The sequence below is a fragment of the Allosphingosinicella sp. genome (assembly GCF_046295735.1).
GTDB lineage: Bacteria > Pseudomonadota > Alphaproteobacteria > Sphingomonadales > Sphingomonadaceae > Allosphingosinicella.
In genome coordinates this window covers 72415-89469 of sequence record NZ_JBKBMQ010000004.1, presented here as the reverse complement: position 1 = coordinate 89469, position 17055 = coordinate 72415, and the positions used below count along the sequence as shown (strand labels likewise).

Sequence of the window (17055 nt, the reverse complement as noted above, 5' to 3'; positions counted from 1 at the left end):
GCTTCGCATGGTCCCCCTCCCCATCGCCTGCGGCGACAGGGAGGATGGATGGTTCCCTAGCCCGCGAATTCCCCCGCGCGGATCGACCAGCGGGAGACTTCGATCAGCTCGTCATAGGGGATCGGCGCCGGGCCGCCGCCGCGCAGCGCCTGGAGGAAGGCCGCGGCGCAGGCGGACTGGCCCTTGTCGCCGCCGCGCGAACGCGCCTTGGTGAAGCCGGGCCAGCCATGGCCGACCAGCGTCCGGTAATTGTCGAGCTGCAGGATGCGGCCGCCGCCGAACAGCTCGATCCGCTCCTTGGGGAAGCTCTTCGCGCCGTTGGCAAAATAGTGGATCGTCCCGTGCGAACCGTCGGCGAAGCTCAGCGTCAGCGTCGCCTTGTCGTCGCGCACCGCGTCGCCCGATTCGGCGCCGAGGCGAGTTGCGGCGAGGCCGGTGATCGGATGACCGACGAGGAAGCGCATCAGATCGATCCAGTGGCAGCCCTCGCCGACGATCCGGCCGCCACCCTCTTCGCGGTTCTGGACCCATGTGTGGGCCGGCACGTCGCCGGCATTCACCGTCATGATCAGCGTCTTGGCCACCGACAGCTGGTCCGCCAGCGCCTTCATCCTGACGACCAGCGGCGCGAAGCGGCGGTTGAAGCCGACCATCAGCAGCGGCGATGCGCCGGCCGCCGGCGCTTCGTAAGCGGCGGCGACGGCGTCGATGCCGGCATCGTCGATCGCCAACGGCTTTTCGACGAAAACCGACTTGCCGGCGGCGAGCGCGCGGGCGGTGAGATCGGCGTGGGAATCGTGGCGGGTGGCGATGACGATCCCCGAGACGCTGTCGTCGGCGAGCACGGCGTCGATGTCGGTGGCGGCCGCCTCCGCGCCCGACTTGCGGCCGTGGATGAAGGAGGACAGGCCGCTGCGGCTCACCACCGCGGCGATGTCCGCGCCGCCTTCCTTCATCGCGGGGATGAGGACGCGCGAGGCGTAATTGCCCGCGCCGATCACGGCGATCCGCGCCGCGCCCGCAGCGGCCGCCTGCCGCGCGCCGCCCAGAGGGATGTAGCGCGACCAGCGCGAGGGCGCGGCCGGACCGGTGTCGGCGGGCGGTTCCGGATATTCGACGATGATGCCGAGCATCTTCGGATCGCCGATCAGGCTTTCATAGGCCGCATTTGCCTCGGCGATCGGCACACGCTTCGAGATGAGCGTGCGCACGTCGAGGCGGCCGTCCGCCATCAGGTCCAGCACCGCCTCGAAATTGCGCTGCTCGGTCCAGCGGACGAAGGCGTAGGGATAGTCGACCGCCCGGTCCTCATAATCCGGATCGTAGCGGCCGGGGCCGTAGGAGCAGGAGACCTGGAAGCTCAGCTCCTTCTCGTAGAAATCGGCGCGGTTGATGGTGGAGCCAATCACGCCCACCAGCACGATGCGGCCACGCTTGCGGCTCATCCCCGCAGCCTGGGCAAGCGGTTCGGAGCTGCTGGTCGAGGCGGTGATCAGCACCGCGTCCGCCCCGCGCCCGCCGGTGAAGCGCATCGCCGCCGCCACCGGATCGCCGGCGCCGGCATTGGCGACCTCGGCTCCGAAACGCTGCGCCATCGCCAGCCGGTCCGGATCGAAATCCAGCCCCAGCACCCGGCATCCGTTGGCGCGCAGGATCTGGACCGCCATCAGGCCAATGAGGCCGAGGCCGATCACCACCACCTTTTCCCCCAGGGTCGGCTGGATGAGGCGAATGCCCTGGAGCGCGATCGCGCCCAAGGGCGTGAAGGCGGCCTCCTCGTCGCTCACCCCGTCGGGGATGCGGGCGCACAAAGTCTGCGGCACGCAGACCACTTCGGCATGTGAACCGTTCGAGACGACCCGGTCGCCGACTTCGAAGCCTTCGACCCCCGGCCCCACTTCGTGGACGATACCGGCGCTGCAATAGCCGAGCGGGATCGGCTGATCGAGCTTGGAGCGCACCGCCTCGATCGTCGGCATGACGCCGTCGGTGCGCATCTTGGTGAGGACGTCCTTCACCCGCTGCGGCTGTTTCAGCGCCTTTCCGACCAGGCTGGAGCGGCCGAAGTCGAGCAGCATCCGCTCCGTTCCGGCGGAGAGCAGGCTGGCCCGCGCGGCGATGGTGAGGTGGCGCCCGCGAGACACCGGCGCGGGCACCTCGGCGACCTCGATCTGGCCGTTGGACAGCGACTGGAGAACCTGCTTCATGAACGATCATCCCCCGGGCCTGCGGGAATTACGGGCCTGGCGCCCCGATTAGAAGAAGCCTCCCCGAAAATCGACCGATTTTCACTCGCTTGGCCCGTCCCGGATTGCTACGCAGCAATCCGGGGGGACGGGCCGCCGCGGCGGCGCACATAAGACGGGGACGGGGACATGCCGCTGCTCGACCGGATGAAGCGCGAGACCGCGCTCAAATTCCACGACGAGCTCGCGCTCGACCATTTCTCAGAGATCGACATCGATCTCGCTTTCTATTCCTTCATCCGCGCGGCTTATTACCGCAAGGACGTGAAGGACGTGCTGGACTATGGCGCCGGCCGCAACCGCTACGAGCAGGATTTCGATCCGGCGATCAACAGCTGCTACATCCGCGAGCTTCGCGACCTGCGCTTCGGCGGCGCGACCGTCACCGCCGCCGATGTCGATCCCGACGTTATGAGCCACCCGACCTCGCACCGCCAGGTGGTGATCGATCCGAAGGGCCCGCTACCCTTCGCCGACGAATCGTTCGACCTCATCGTCTCCGACTACGTGTTCGAACATGTCGAGAATGCGCAGCTGGTGGCGGGCGAGCTGCAGCGCGTGCTGCGCACCGGCGGCTTCCTGTTCGCGCGCACGCCCAACAAATATGGCTATGTGAAGATGGCCAGCGCCGCGGTGCCGAACCGGCTCCACCACGCGGCGCTGAAGCGCATCTCGCCCCAGCGCAAGGAGCGCGACACCTTCCCCACTTACTACCGCCTCAATTCGAAGCGCGACCTCCAGCGGCATTTCAGCCAGTGCGAGGTGGCGGCGATCAACGACAGCTGGGAACCGGCCTATTTCTTCGGCAAGCCCTGGCTCTACCGGCTGCTTCTGCTGGTCCACAAATTGCTGCCCAAGGCGCTCGGCACGGCCAGCATCTTCATCCTGAAGAAACGCGGCTGAGCGGCGGCGCTTAGGACCCTGCGCTACTGCCGACGAGGCGCCGAGTGCCGGGCGCGGCTTGGGAGCCGCGGGTGCGCAGTTCCGAATACATGGCGACGAGCTTGCGCGCTTCGGCGTCCCAATTGTAGCGCTCCAGCACGGCGCGACGACCCGACGCGCCATAGGCCCTGCGCCGCTCCGGATCGGCGGCGAGCGTGCGGATCGCGGCGGCCACCGCGCCGGCGTCCGACGGATCGACCAGCAGTCCGGCGTCGCTCCAACGAACGATCTCCGCCACCTCCACGGCAAAAGCGGGGGCGATGAGCGCGTTCTGCGCCATCATATAATCGAACATCTTGTGCGGCAGCGCGCGTTCATGGTTCCTCGGACCCGGCTGGAACAGGACGAGCCCGATGTCGGATTCGAGCAGCAGCGCGTAAGCTTCGTCGTACGGAAGCCAGGCTTCGAACCGGATGCGGTCGCGGAGGTCCAGCCGATCGACCTCGGCCCAGAATTCCTGTTCGGACTCGTCATTGAACTCGCCAACGACGTTCAGCTTCAGATCGAGATCGGCACAAAGCCGCATCGCCTCGAGCAGTTGGGGCCACCCACGCAGTCGACCGATCAGGCCAAGGTGGACGAGCCGGACAGGACCGCCGGACGCTTCGGGAGGACGCAGGCGATCGGCGGTGTGGATCGGCCCGTAATTGGATACGGTCAGGAGCTTGTCGGCGCAGAAGCGATAATCCTCTGCGATCGAATGCTTGGCGAGCACGATTTTCCAGGTGAGCGCCGCCGCAACACGCACACAGGCGGCGTAGATGGCACGAACCAAGGCGCGGGCGCGCCGAGGCGCCCGTTCGACGACCATCGCGCTGTAATCCTCGTGCGCGTCGAAGACGCAGCGCGCGCCGGTCGCCTTGGCGAGAAACGCCCCGACAAACCAGGAATCCACTTCGTTGCAATGAATCGCATCCGGCTTCAGCGCCGCGACCGCCTTGGCGGAACGCAGCAACGTGCGAGGCCGCCACCAGCGACCCCGGGCGCGTGGCACCGCCCGTATCTCCACGCCGTCGCCCGGCCTGCTCGCAACCGGCGCATCGGCGGGACAGACATGGATCACCTCGAAGCCGGCCCGCGCCAGCGACAGAGCTTCCTTGTCGTAGACGCGCTTGTCGAACGGCGGATGGGCGCTGGAAAAGAAGACGATGCGCGGCGCCGGCCCAGCCTCGCGCCCGCGAACGCCCTGATCTTCGGACATAGAAAAGCCCCACCGTCGAGAGAAGCCGATAGCGCCACCCCGCACCGCGACCGCGATCGCCGAAGCGCGCCTGGCCATCTCCCCCAAAGCGCGATCCCACCGCTTGGCGTTTAGCCGATGGACCCTTTGGGAACAAGGCGGTAATGGACGTTTTGGGGGCAGTCGGTGCGGCTTCGCATCGAACGCTGGCGACCTATGGGCGAGGGGCTCTATCGAGCATGACGGAGTGGATCGCGGCGTGAACGGGAGCCTTGCGCGCGCCGCCGACCTCATCTCGCGCAATCGGCGCCTCATCCGGCTGATCGGCGTGCTCGGCGGCATTCGTGCCGCGCATGCGGTCGGCGGCATCGTGCTCGTCGCCGTGGTCGTACGCGGCTGGAGCCTGACCGATGCCGGCGTCTATTTCCTGTTCGTCACGGTGTCCGCGATGGCGGGCGCTCTGTTGCTGGGCGCGTTGCAGCATCTGAGTCTGCGCCACGGCTCGATCTATCGGGAGAAAGGCGACGATGCCGGGCGGCTGCGCCTGTTCGGCTTTGGCTGGGCGGTCGCGCTGCTGCTCTACGTGGTGCTGAAAGGCCTCCTCGCCGCCGTGGGAACGGGAGGAGCGGGTTTACCGGAAGCCGCCACGCGCCTGCTCGCAACGGGCTTGCTCGCCGAGAGCATCACCTTGTCCGGCCTGATCCTGTTCATGGTGGGATACGCCCGGTCAGGCGGGCACCTGACAGCGGCGCAGCTTCCTGAGTTCGTGTTCCGCACCTGGGGAATGGTGTTGCTGGCCGCAGCGGTGCTTGCCCTGCCCGGCGCGCACGACGCGGTGTCGCTGCCGCAGCTCTTTGTCGCGGTGCAGATCGTATCCCTGCTGTTTCTGCTCGCCGTCTCGCGTGCCTTTGTCAGCTTCGTGAAGCTTCGGCCCTCGACCATCCGGCCTGAGCGGGGCTGGGTCGCTGAATATCCCCGGCTCGCTTTCTACACGGGATCGGGAGCGGTGCTGGCTAGCATGGACGTGATCCTCGTCGGGCTCCTGCTCTCGGTCGAAGATGCGGCCATCTACAAGGTGGCCGCGCAAGCGGGAGCCATCATCATCAGCGGCATCCAGCTCAGCAACGTCATCTACGCGCCGCAAATGGCAGTGCTGCACGACAAGGGCGAACGCGACCAGTTGCAGCGCGTGACCCGCCACTCGGCTCGGATCAGCTTCCTCATATCGCTTGCAGTGGTGGCGCTGTTCGCGGTCTCGCAGCCCGTGCTGCCGACGATCTTCGGGTCCGAGTTCGGAGCGGCCTATGTTCCGCTCATGATCCTCGCAGCGGGCCGTCTGGTGAACGCCTGGTACGGCTCCGCCACCAACCTCGCCATCATGTCGGGAACTTCGATCCTGATCGTGTGGGCGCAACTGCTGGGCATCGTGGTCGCGGCGCTGTTGATCGGCCTACTCGCGCCAGCGGGGGGAGTAGCCGGCGTGGCGATGGCGATGTCGGTCTCGCTGGTCGTCTGGAACGTCGTGCTCGCCCGGGCTCTGCATCGCAAACTGAAGGTGAAGCTCGGCGCATTCTAATCTGATCAGCCCAAGGAGGGTGTCCAATGGCAGAAGTTCTCCACATTCAATGTCCCAATTGCCGCGCCGACGATTACAGTCTCTGGGCCGAGGAAAACGGGTTCAAGGCGGTGAAATGCAAGCCGTGCGGCCTCGTCTACGTCAACCCGCGCCCTTCGGACGAGATGATTACCGAATCGCACAAGATCGGAATGCATCAAGGCGAGGAAGGCAATCTTAACGTCAAGGCGCGCCGGCTTCCCTCCAAGGTCCGCCGCTACAAGAAGATAATCCGCGACATGTTTGGCGACGAGATCCGTGCCGGCAAACCGCTACGATGGCTGGATGTCGGGGCCGGTTACGGCGAAGTGGTCGAAGCCGCAGCGGCGGTGCTGCCTACGGGAAGCGAAGCCTCCGGGATCGAGCCCATGGCCCCCAAGGCGGAAGCCGCGGCGGCTCGCGGCGTGCCAGTATCGATGAAGCGATTGGAGGAAGTCGGCGGCGGGTATGACGTGATCTCCCTGATCAACGTTTACTCGCACATCCCGGATTTCGACAGCTTCGGGCAAATGCTGGTCGACAAGCTGAAGCCGGGCGGTTTCCTGTTCCTGGAGACCGGCAACCTTGCCGAACTCCGCTCCGGCAAGGAATTTCCCAACATCTTGGTCCTCCCCGACCATCTGGTGTTCGCTGGAGTGAAGCAGATGCTCCAGATCCTCGAGCGGCTCGGCCTCACCGTTGTAGAGCATCATAAGCGGCCTGTGGGTAATCTGGTCTGGACCGCCAAGACGTTCGTCAAAGGTTTGATGCGGGGTAAGCTCAGGATCGCCTTCCCGATCTTCGCACCCTATCGAACTGTTCTTTACAAGGCGCGCAAGAACTAACCGTCAGCGGCGGAGTGGTACTGCGCCGTAGCGGAACCCATAAGGGCGCCGCTGCCGCGGTGCAGCCTTTTCTTTCCGAGCGTCGCGGAGCATCTCGTAGGAAAGGAGCGGCGCCAGGATCGCGAGGATGAGGAAGGGCCGGCTGAGATAGAGGCTGCTTGCCTTCATGCTTTCGATCACCGGGATGAAGGCGATGAGGTGGATCGCCAGCACGTAAGCCGACGTCTCGCGCAGCACGACGCGAGCCAAGCTGAAGAGAAAGGAGAACACGATCGCCGCAATGGCAAAACCGCCCAGCAGACCGAGATCGGCCATGGCCTCCAGGAAGGCTTGGTGCGGATAGATGCCGAGCGCTGACTCCGCACCGTGGATGCCCCAACCCCAACCCGGCCGCTCTAGAAACATCTCCCATGCCGTGCTCCACAGATAGCCGCGGCCGCTCTCGTTCATCTCCGCCTGCGGATTGAGCATGCGGGAGAAGCGGCGCATCAGGAACGAGTTGGAGTCGAGCACCGCCAGAAACACGAATGGGAGAAGCGGTAGCGCAATCGCGCCGGTGCGTAGCGCCGTCATCAGCCGGTTGAAGCCGGTACGCTTCAGTCCGTATATCGCGGCCAGGAACAGAGCGGCGAGCCCGGTTAGGAGAGCCGTGCGCGCCAGAATGGTGCTGAGCGAATAGGTGAGAAACAGTGCGAGCAGGCCGAGGGCAATCCGTTTGGGCCAGGATTTCTGCGCCCGCATGCCAAGCACGGCGGGTCCGATCGCAGCGGCGACCGGGACCGCCGTCATCGTGTAGAGGAGCTTGACGTCCTCGGCGCCCCAGCCCGCGACGCGCGCTTGCACATAATTCGGATCATAATTTGTGTAGAGCGCGGTGACGATGCCGAGCAGGACCACCGTCCAGACGACGCCTTTCAGCACCTTCTCCGCCGACGCGAAATGGGCGGCGATCACCATCGCGGCCGACAAGGCGACGGACAGCAGCGCTTCCCATTGCTCATCCGTATCAAGGCTGGGCATCCTGGTGGCCATTAGGAGGAGGAGCAACAGCAGCCCGATATGGCCGGCGGTTGGTCGGATCGCCTGAACCCGATAGCCGATGGCCAGGGAGACGAAGGCGAATAAAGCGACCGCTCCGAGGCCCGCGGTGTAGACCACCGAATTGGCGAGGCCGCTCATCATGGCAATGACCGGCGTGAATGCGAACAGCGTAATGCCGGCACCCAGCAGATGCCCCGTTTCCGGGAGCACGATGCGCGCAGACTGGCCGGTTGAGACTTGCCGCGTCGGCATTCCGGCTCCAGGCTGGCGGTAGCTCATCGTCATCACGTCCCCCGCAGCGGCAGCAGCTGCAACTCGTCGAAAAAGCCGACCGCCTCCGCGTCCACCCGCCCGCGCGGGAGGCTGAGGGACAGCCATTGGAGTTCGCACCCGCCGGCCGGCACTGTAAAGCGGAACGCGAAATCGGTCCAGCGACCCTCCTCCGCCGGCGGGCCGGCCTCCCCCAACGGGGCGCCGCCGCTTGCACAGGTCACCACCCAGGCCGGCGGCGCGGTGCGGGCGATCCGTTCCATCCGGGCGCGGCCGCGCAATTCGTAGCCGCCCGGCGGCAACACCAGCAGCTGCCGGATGAGCACCCGCGGCGCGTCCGACCCGAAGGCGAAGCGCAACGCCCGCCCGGCGCCTCCCGCCGGAGCGGAAGCCGGCTCGGCGCTGTAGCGCTCGTTCGCGCCGAAATTCCAATCAAACGGCGGCACCGGGTCCTCTACCCCTTCGAAGCCGCCGTCGCGCAGCCCGGCCGAAGAGGCGCGTCCCGCCACCCGTTCATATTCCCGCGCGGCGAGGCCGAAGCGCTCGGCGGCGACCAGACGGCGGACGTAGCGGCGGATCACGTCCGGCTCCGCCCGGCCGCCCGCGGCCTGCACCGCGTCGAGCAAGCGGCTGAAACCTTCGTAATCCTCGCTCTCGAGCGCCGTGCGGTTGAGGAACTGACGCCCCCAGACCGGCACGCGGCGCGGCGAGCCGAGATCGGCGGCGATCGCCCGGCCGAGCGGCTCCACGAAACCGTCGCGCCCCATCCGCTCGGCAAGCCGTTCGAACAAAGTGCCGCGGAAATTCCGGTCGGCGCGGATCGCCCGGTCGTAATGTTCGACCGCGCGGGCGAAGTCGCCGCTTCTCTCATAACGTTCGGCGAGCCACAGCTCGACATGAAGGCTGCGCTTGGACAGATCGGCGGCGTGGCGCATCAGCCGCTCGGCAGTGTCGCGGTCGCCGCGGCGGTCGGCGGCCACCGCCAGCACCCGATAGGCGCCGGGAAGGCCCGGATCGCGCTTCAGCGCCTCGCGGGCGAGCGCCTCGGCGGGGACGGGATCGGCGGCCGGATCGTCCGGTAGAAGCCGCTCCGCCTGGGCGGCAAGGGCGGCGCCGCTGTCGAGGCCGTAGCGTAGCGCGAGATCGGGGCGCCCGCTTTGCGCCACCGCCCCGAAGGTGGCGGCCGTCACATACCACAGGAGCAGGAACGCGGCCGCGCCGACCGCGATCGTGCGGATCCTTGCTCCCGTTCCGGCGGCGTCCGGTGCGCGATCCTCCGCCACGGCGCGCGGCTCAGGCGGCTTCCCGGCCGGTCGTCAGCTCGCGACCGTAGCTGTAGTAGTAATAATAGGACTCGCCGTAACCGGCCTGCGACTTGCGCGGATCGAACTTGGTGAGGATGCCGCCGGTGAGCGGCGCGCCGACCGCCCGCAGACGCGACAGCGCGCGCAGCGCCACGCGGCGCTTGGTCCGCCGCGATTCGACCACGAACACGATGCCGTCGACCACCGTCGAGATGAGCGGCGCGTCGGCAAGGCCGAGCACCGGCGGATTGTCGAACACCACATGGTCGTAGCGCGACCGCGCTTCGGCGACGAAGGCCTGGAGGTGCATGCCCGACAGGAGGTCGCCCGGGCTCGGCGGCTGCGGCCCGGCGGTCAGGACGCTGATCAGCTCGTCCTCGATATGGTGGACGAACTGGTCGAGCTTGCCCTTGCCCGCGAGCAGGATGCTGAGCCCCTGCTTGTTGGGCAGGCCGAGCGTCTTGTGGAGCGAGGGCTTGCGCATGTCGGCATCGACCAGCAGCACGCGCCGTCCGAGGCGGGCGAGCGCCATCGCGAGCGCGCGGGCGCTGGTCGACTTGCCTTCGCTCGGCTGCGAACTCATCACCGCGATCACCTGCGGCGCGCCGGTGGGGCTCGCGAGATCGAGACCTGTGCGCACTGCCGTATAGGCTTCGCTGACGCCCGACTTCGGATCCTTGAGGATCGCGGCAACGTCCGTGTCCTTCTCCTGCCCCACGACACCGAGCAGCGGCAGTCCGAGCAGCGAGGTCAGCTCTTCCGGATCGGTCAACCCCTCGTCAATCTGGTCGAGGCCGAAGGCGGCCGCGACGCCCACCACACCGCCCAGAATGAGGGCGAGCAGCATGTTGAGCAGCGGGCGCGGCGAGGACGGCTCGGTGGGCGGCTTGGCGGCGTCGACCACCGCGACGTTGTTGCGTCCGACGCCGCCGGCGATGCCGATTTCCTTGTAGCGCTGCAGCAGGCCGTCATAGAGGCTGCGGCTGGTGTCCACGTCGCGCTGGAAGATGTTGTACTGGATGCCGCGCTGGCGGACGTCGAGCGCTTCGCCGGTCAGCTGGGCGACGCGGCTGCGCAGCTGGTTCTCGCGCTGCAACGCCGACTGGTAGGTTTCCTGGAACGAGCGACTGACCCGCGCTTCCTCGCGCGCGATCGCCTGATCGAGCGCGTCGATCTGCCCCTGGACCGCGCGCGCCTGCGGAAAGCCGGGTTCGTATTCCACCATCAGCCGCGCATATTCGGCGGACGCCTCCGCGCGGCGCTGCCGCAAGGTGGCGAGCGCGGGGCTGGAGAGGCTTTCCTGAGACGCCCCGCCCTGCGCCTGCCGCAGCCGGCTCTCCGCCTGGACGCGGGCCGAGGTGGCGGCGGCGAGCTCTGCGTTGAGCAGCGACAAGGTATTGCCGACCAGCGACTGTTCCTGCTGCCCCTCTCCGCCGGTCACGCCGGTATTGACGCTGACGAGGCCCTGCTGCGTGGCATAGGTAACCAGCTGACGCTCGGCATCTTCCAGGCGCTGGCGGACCTGCTCGATCCGCCGCTCGAGGAATTCGCGCGCGTAGGACGCGGAATTGAACCGGCGATCGAGCGAGGCCTGCATGAAATTTTCGACCCAGACGTTGGTCACCCGCGCTGAGAAAACCGGGTCCGGGCTTTCGAACCGCACATCGACCAGCCGCGACGAGGCACGGGGAACGACGCGCACATTCTCAAGCAGCACCTTTTCGGCCTCGTCAAGGCGCTGGGCGCGGGCTTCCTGGCTCAACTGACCGGGCGTTTGATCGGCGAACAGGCCTCCGCTTTCGTCCAGCTTGTAGATCCGGCGGAATTGCTCGTTTTCAGGCAGGTTGAGCTTTTCCGCGACGCTGCGCGCCAGCGATTGCGAGCGCAGCAGGCCATATTGCGTCTCGTAGAATTCGCGATCCTGGACCGACACCTGCTCGCTGACGCCTTCGAGCCCCGTGACGTTCTCGACCTCGCGGGATATTTCCAGCGTCGCGCTCGCCACATATTGCGGCGTCGAGAGCAAGGTGACGGTCGCGCCGATCAGCAGTGCGACGGCGATGCAGCTCAGCACCACCCATTTGCGGCGAAACAGGGTCCAGTAGAATTGGACAAGTTGGCTCGGCGCCGTTTCGCCTTGCAGCACATGAACCGCGGGCGGCTGCACCTCTTCCGCGAGGACGAGGCCCCTCGGATCACGGCGGCCTGAGTCGAAACCAATCTGCATCTTGTTTCCCGATCTACCGGACGATGGCGACCAGCGGTGCGGTCAGAAGCCCGCCCATCGATGCGATGTCCCTGAACAGACGGCGGCCAGGCGAGTCCCCCACCACCACCACGTCGCCGGCGAACAGCTCCGGATCGGCATAACGGCCTTCGCGGATCGCCCTCAGGCTGTAGAGCGCGGCCATGCGCTGATCGCCGATGTTGCGGAACACGACCACGTCGTTCAGCGTGGCAAATTCGGTGACGCCCTTCGCCTGCGCGATGGTGCGCATCAGCGAGGTGCGGCCGATCACCGGATACTGCCCCGGCTCGCGCACGGCGCCGTCCACGGTGATGAGCTGGCTTACCGCCTCGACGAGGTTGATCGAAACCCGCGGGTCACGGACGTAGTTGGCACGAAGCCCCGCGCGAACCATTTCCTCGAGTTCGGTGGGCGTGCGTCCCGCCGCCTCGACGGAGCCGACGAGCGGAAGCGACACCCGGCCGCTCGCATCGACCTGCGCTTCGGCGCTGAGCGCGTCATTGCCATAGACGGCGACCCGGATCCGATCGAGCGGTCCGAGCCTGTACGGCCGCTCGGTGCCGTTCGGATCGACATGGGCGGGAAGCGGCAACGCCTGATGCTGCGTGACTTCCAGACCGGGGCCGCCCGTGAACACCGCGCGCGACGCGCAGCCGCCGAGCGCCAACGCCGCCAGGGCGACCAAAAGAACCGTTTTTTTCACGTCCCCGCCTCTTCCCAAGCCCCGGGTTGGTCGTAAGTGCTTGCAATTATGTGCAATCTACAGACCCTCCTCTTTACACCGCCGCCGTGGTGCGGTCGAGTCCTAATTCGCCGCCCTGCTCCGCGGTAGCCCGACGGTACGGCTCCAGCAGAAGCGCGCAGAAGATCGCGAACAAAGCCGCCATGGTCGGGGTCCGCAAAGGGAACTCGACCAGGCTGGCGACGAGCAGGCCGCCGGTGCAGACGATCGCGACCTTCATCTGGTCCCCGATCGCGCCGTGCCTGGCCCGCGACGCCCGCCAGGCCCGCTGCAGCCACCAGTAGAGGAAGAGAAGCAGGAGCACGACGGCCGCCGCGCCGCCCTCGATACCGATCTGGACGAGATCGTTGTGGGCGTGATTCACGTAAGCCGACTCCATCGTTTCCTGGCGCTCGAAGGCCGGGAAAATGTAGCGGAAGGAGCCGAAGCCGGAGCCCCAGGGAAGGAATGCGGCCAGCATGCGGTCGAGTTCGCCCACGATCAGCACGCGCGTATCCTCCGCCAGCGACGTGCCGAACAGGCGCCCGACCGAGCGGGTATCCGCCAGCAGCGTCGCAAGGCCCGCCGCGGCAATCGCGCCCGCCGATCCCACCACCAGCCAGTGAAGGCCCCTCCTGCCCCCGCTCCGCCGCCCCATCGGTGGGTTGAGGGGGTAGAACAAGGCGGCGGAAGCGGCCAGCGCGAGAAAGGCGATGGCGAAGCCGGAGCGCGACCCTGTCACCGCGATGCTGACCAGCAGGAAGAGGCTGAGCGCACCGAGGATGATCCCGTCGAAGCCGCGGTCCCTGCCCGCCGCGGCACGCTCCCGCGCCTTGTAGGCGAGCAGCGGGAAACCGAGCGCGATCACGAGCGCATTGTGATTGCGATTGGCGAACAGGCCGACGGCATCGCCTTCATTGGTGATGCGGTAGAAGCGAAGCACCGTTCCCGCCCCCGCCGCGATCTGCAGCATTCCGAGAAGGGCGCTGACGCAAATCAGGATCAGGATAGCGGTGAGCAGACGCGCGCGCCATTCGGGCCCGAGCGCGGACGCGCCGAGGAAGGCGGCGAGCGGCACCAACAGCGCCATCAGGGCGTTCCGCGTGCCCCCGGGCGACAGGGTGAAGGGACGCCATTCCTCCGTCAGGCCGGCCGCGGCAATGCCTTCCGCCCAGATTTCCCGGCCGGAGAAGAGCGCCCATAGCCCCGGCGGCAGCGGCACCAGCTGCGCCCCGACCAGTCCGAACATCGCGGCGATGAACCACAGAGCCTCACGCTTCCCTTCGAAGACGCTTCGGCCCGCGATCAGCACCAGCGCCGCGAGGAACAGGACGGTCGCCGGCCGCACGAACAGCAGCGACTGTGCGTCGCCCCGCGCGGTTCCGCCGCCGAGCGCGATCACGGCCAGCCAGCCCGCGACGATCCAGAAGAGCAGGCGCTGCCGTTCGACGCCCCCGTCGGCGGCGGGCGGCGCGCCGCTCCGGCGCCGTCGAGCGCGCGCGCCCGGGATCACCGCGGCGCCTCTCCCCGCGCCCGCAGATCCGCGACGCAGCGCTCGGCCGTGTGCCCGTCCCAGAGGACCGGACGCCGCCGAACCGAACGCGCCTCGCCCAGCGCGGCTTCCAGGAGGCCGGGCAGTTCGGCCGGGGTCGAAAGGCGGTTCGTCCCTTCCTCGATCGTGATCGGGCGTTCGGTATTCTCCCGCAGCGTGAAGCACGGAATGCCGAGATAGGTGGTCTCTTCCTGGATGCCGCCCGAATCGGTGATGACCGCCGCGGCGCCCGTCACCAAGCTCATGAAGCGGATATAAGGAAGCGGCGCGATCAAGCGAACGCCCGCCGCCTCGAGTTCGGCGTCCATGCCGGTGTCCCTCAGCCGCGCCGCCGTGCGGGGATGGACCGGGAAGACCAGCTGGAGGCGCCGCTGTACCGCCTTCAGACAATCGACCAGCGCACGCAGCGGCTCGTTCGTATCGACATTGGCCGGCCGGTGGAGCGTCGCGACGCAATAAGGCGCGCCGGTGACGCCGATCTCCGCCGCCGTTCCCGCCGCCTCTATCTTCGGCCGCGTCATTTCGAAGCTGTCGAGCATGATATTGCCGACGCGGGTGATCCGCGCCTCCGGCACGCCTTCGGCGATGAGGTTGCGGTCACCATCGGGCGAAGGGGTCCACAGCACGTCGCAGATCGCATCCGTGGCGATGCGGTTGATCTCCTCCGGCATGGTGCGGTCGCGCGAGCGCAGCCCGGCCTCCAGATGCGCCGTCGGGATGAGGAGCTTGGCGCCGACCAGGGCCGCGGCGACGGTCGAGTTGACGTCGCCGACCACCACCAACCAGTCCGGCCGCCGCTCCATCGCCACCTTTTCATAGGCGATCATCACCCGTCCGGTCTGCTCGGCATGGGTGCCCGAACCGACGCCGAGATGATGGTCGGGCTGCGGCAGCCGCAGATCCTCGAAGATCGCGTCCGACATGTTGGCATCGTAATGCTGGCCGGTGTGGATCAGCACCGGATCGAAATCGGGCGCTTCATTCAGCGCATGCCAGAGCGGCGCCACCTTCATGAAGTTCGGCCGCGCGGCCGCGATCAGATGCACCGTCCACAAATCGATTCCCTCCCCGCTCGGCCCTGTCCGTCCCCCCTTCCGCCTCTCTTAGCGCACCGCCGCGCCGCGGCAAGGCGAAAGCCCCGCCGGCTGGCTCAAGCCGGGACAGCGGCCGGCAGATTTCGTTAGCGCATTGCAAACCAAGCTTTTACAAGTGCGGCTATCGCCGAATCAGGGGGGAGTGACCTGTCGGCTCGCGGTTTCGCGGAGCGACAACATGAACATGCCTGTGGCTCTCGGCAAATATGCCGGGGCAAGACGGTCGACGTGGGACAGTCCCGGCTGGCAGCTCGGGATGGCCCTTCTGCTTGCCGTCGCGGCACCCGGGCTGGTCCGGGTCGCGGTGGACCCCACCCAGCTCAACAATGAGAGCCTCTGGGCTTCGCTGGCGGGCACGGCGGGCGCGGTCCTGCTCGGCGTCTGGTGGTTTCGGCGCTTCCTGAACTATCCGGGCGTCAAGGCGCTCAACAACGTCGTTCCGGCGTTCGTCATCTTCTACGGACTCGCCCTCGCCATCTTCTTCTTCGCGCGGCTAGATTATTCGCGCTTCCACTTCCTGGCGAGCTTCGTCGTCTGCGTCGTCTGGTTCTTCGCCGTGTCGTTCCGTCTGCAGCGGCGACGGCATCTGCGCGTCGGCCTCGTTCCTTTCGGGCTGGTCGACCGGCTGACGCAGATCGGCGGCATCACCTGCATCCGCCTCGACCAGCAGACGATGCACAGCGACTATGACGTCATCGTCGCCGATCTGCGCGCCGAAATCCCGGCGGACTGGGAACGGTTCATCACCGACGCAGCGTTGCGGGGTGTCCTGGTGCTCCACTTCAAGCAGGTCGAAGAATCGCTCACCGGCCGGGTGTCGATCGAACATCTGTCCGAAAACAATTTCGGGTCCCTACTCCCCGGCCTCGTCTACGGACGCGTGAAGCGGGCCGGCGACCTCGCCTTCTCGCTTCTCACGGCCCCTCTGCTGTTCCCGCTGTTCGTGCTGCTGGCTGTGCTGATCAAGCTGGATTCTCCAGGGCCCGCCATTTTCCGGCAGCAGCGCATGGGTTATCGCGGCCGCCCCTTCGTCATGTACAAGTTCCGCACCATGCGGCACGAGACGGAGCTCGGTCCCGACGACGCGCGCCGGGCGGCGATGACGCAGTCGGCGGACAGCCGCGTTACGAAGGTGGGCCGCTTCCTGCGCCGCTATCGCCTCGACGAACTGCCGCAGGTGCTGAACATCCTGAAGGGCGAGATGAGCTGGATCGGGCCGCGGCCGGAAGCGGTGCCGCTGTCGCTCTGGTACGAAAGCGAGCTCGCTTTCTACCGCTACCGCCACATCGTTCGCCCGGGCATCACCGGCTGGGCGCAGGTGAAGCAGGGCCATGTCGCCGAGGTGGACGAGGTGCTGAGCAAGCTCCACTACGACTTCTACTACATCAAGAACTTCTCCTTCTGGCTCGACATGCTGATCGTCGCCGGCACGCTCCGGACCGTCATCAGCGGCCACGGCGTGAAGTGAGCGCGGCGCCGCCCGCCCGGACATGATCCGCGAACTCGCCGACCGCGCCGCGGCTTCGCTCCCGCGACCGATGCTGCGCGGCGCCGCCTCGCTGATCCAGCGGGCGCGAAAGACCCTTTGGTTCTTCACCCGGCCCGAAACCTTCGGCGTGCAGGCGATCGCGCTGACGCCCGCCGGAAAGGTCATCCTCGTGCGCCTGACTTACGCGCCCGGCTGGCAGCTTCCGGGCGGCGGGCGGCCCCGGCATGAGGATCCCCGGGCCGCGCTGATCCGCGAGCTGTGCGAGGAGATCGGACTGCGAACGTACGGAGCGGTCGAGCATCTCGAGGACATGTTCGCGATCGTCGATCACAAGCGCGATAGCGCCGCGCTCTTCCTGGTCCGCGATGTCATCTACGAACCCCGGCCGTCCCTCGAAATCGAGGCGGTGGCCGAATTCGCCCCTTCGGCTATGCCGCCCGGCGCACAGCGCGTCCGCGCGGCGCTGGAGCGCCATCGCGGCAGGATCGGCGGCGACGCGTGATGAAGAGAGGGCGCCCCCGTGCGGGAG

The 17055-nt window shown here is 67.2% G+C and carries 13 protein-coding genes; 5 read left to right on the top strand and 8 right to left on the bottom strand.

What is annotated here, in order from left to right:
• Positions 1-56: 56 nt before the first annotated feature.
• On the bottom strand, positions 57-2207 hold the full coding sequence (locus ACK4K7_RS05205) for a bi-domain-containing oxidoreductase (protein WP_431864167.1): 2151 nt from the start codon (positions 2205-2207) through the stop codon (positions 57-59).
• 168 nt (positions 2208-2375) lie between these two features.
• On the opposite strand from ACK4K7_RS05205, the gene ACK4K7_RS05200 reads away from it, so the two are divergent.
• Positions 2376-3149 carry a class I SAM-dependent methyltransferase gene (locus tag ACK4K7_RS05200; protein WP_431864166.1) on the top strand — a complete coding sequence of 258 codons (774 nt, stop codon included), beginning with the start codon at positions 2376-2378 and terminating at the stop codon, positions 3147-3149.
• 10 nt (positions 3150-3159) lie between these two features.
• On the opposite strand, the gene ACK4K7_RS05195 is transcribed toward ACK4K7_RS05200, so the two are convergent.
• A complete protein-coding gene (locus ACK4K7_RS05195; protein WP_431864165.1) occupies positions 3160-4389 on the bottom strand; it encodes a glycosyltransferase in 1230 nt (409 codons plus the stop codon).
• A 226-nt stretch (positions 4390-4615) separates the two neighbouring features.
• On the opposite strand from ACK4K7_RS05195, the gene ACK4K7_RS05190 reads away from it, so the two are divergent.
• Together ACK4K7_RS05190 and ACK4K7_RS05185 are read left to right on the top strand one after the other, a co-directional pair.
• Positions 4616-5944, top strand: coding sequence for a lipopolysaccharide biosynthesis protein (locus ACK4K7_RS05190; protein ID WP_431864164.1), 1329 nt, complete (start codon positions 4616-4618; stop codon positions 5942-5944).
• Between the two features lie 26 nt (positions 5945-5970).
• Positions 5971-6807, top strand: a complete 837-nt coding sequence (locus tag ACK4K7_RS05185) for a class I SAM-dependent methyltransferase (RefSeq protein ID WP_431864163.1) — start codon at positions 5971-5973, stop codon at positions 6805-6807.
• Positions 6808-6810: 3 nt separating this feature from the next.
• Here the strand turns inward: ACK4K7_RS05185 and ACK4K7_RS05180 are convergent, their stop codons facing one another.
• From ACK4K7_RS05180 to wecB, 6 genes are all read right to left on the bottom strand, one after another.
• Complete coding sequence (locus ACK4K7_RS05180) at positions 6811-8133, bottom strand: O-antigen ligase family protein (RefSeq protein ID WP_431864162.1); 1323 nt, start codon at positions 8131-8133, stop codon at positions 6811-6813.
• Positions 8133-9401 (bottom strand): tetratricopeptide repeat protein, encoded by a 1269-nt coding sequence (locus ACK4K7_RS05175; protein ID WP_431864161.1) that lies wholly within the window; start codon positions 9399-9401, stop codon positions 8133-8135. Before ACK4K7_RS05175 ends, ACK4K7_RS05180 begins: the two co-directional genes overlap by 1 nt.
• A 10-nt stretch (positions 9402-9411) precedes the next feature.
• A complete protein-coding gene (locus ACK4K7_RS05170; RefSeq protein ID WP_431864160.1) occupies positions 9412-11649 on the bottom strand; it encodes a GumC family protein in 2238 nt (745 codons plus the stop codon).
• Positions 11650-11662: 13 nt separating this feature from the next.
• Positions 11663-12373: a polysaccharide biosynthesis/export family protein gene (locus ACK4K7_RS05165; protein WP_431864159.1), complete on the bottom strand. Its 711-nt coding sequence runs from the start codon at positions 12371-12373 to the stop codon at positions 11663-11665.
• A gap of 73 nt (positions 12374-12446) precedes the next feature.
• Positions 12447-13904: an O-antigen ligase family protein gene (locus ACK4K7_RS05160; protein WP_431864158.1), complete on the bottom strand. Its 1458-nt coding sequence runs from the start codon at positions 13902-13904 to the stop codon at positions 12447-12449.
• Entirely contained in the window at positions 13901-14989 is a 1089-nt protein-coding gene (gene wecB / locus ACK4K7_RS05155) for a non-hydrolyzing UDP-N-acetylglucosamine 2-epimerase (RefSeq protein ID WP_431864157.1), read from the bottom strand. The genes ACK4K7_RS05160 and wecB overlap by 4 nt, the downstream gene beginning before the upstream one ends.
• Positions 14990-15215: 226 nt before the next feature.
• Between wecB and ACK4K7_RS05150 the strand changes: the two genes are divergently transcribed.
• Positions 15216-16505 (top strand): sugar transferase, encoded by a 1290-nt coding sequence (locus ACK4K7_RS05150; RefSeq protein ID WP_431864156.1) that lies wholly within the window; start codon positions 15216-15218, stop codon positions 16503-16505.
• A gap of 70 nt (positions 16506-16575) precedes the next feature.
• Positions 16576-17028, top strand: a complete 453-nt coding sequence (locus ACK4K7_RS05145) for an NUDIX domain-containing protein (RefSeq protein WP_431864155.1) — start codon at positions 16576-16578, stop codon at positions 17026-17028.
• Positions 17029-17055 lie beyond the last annotated feature (27 nt).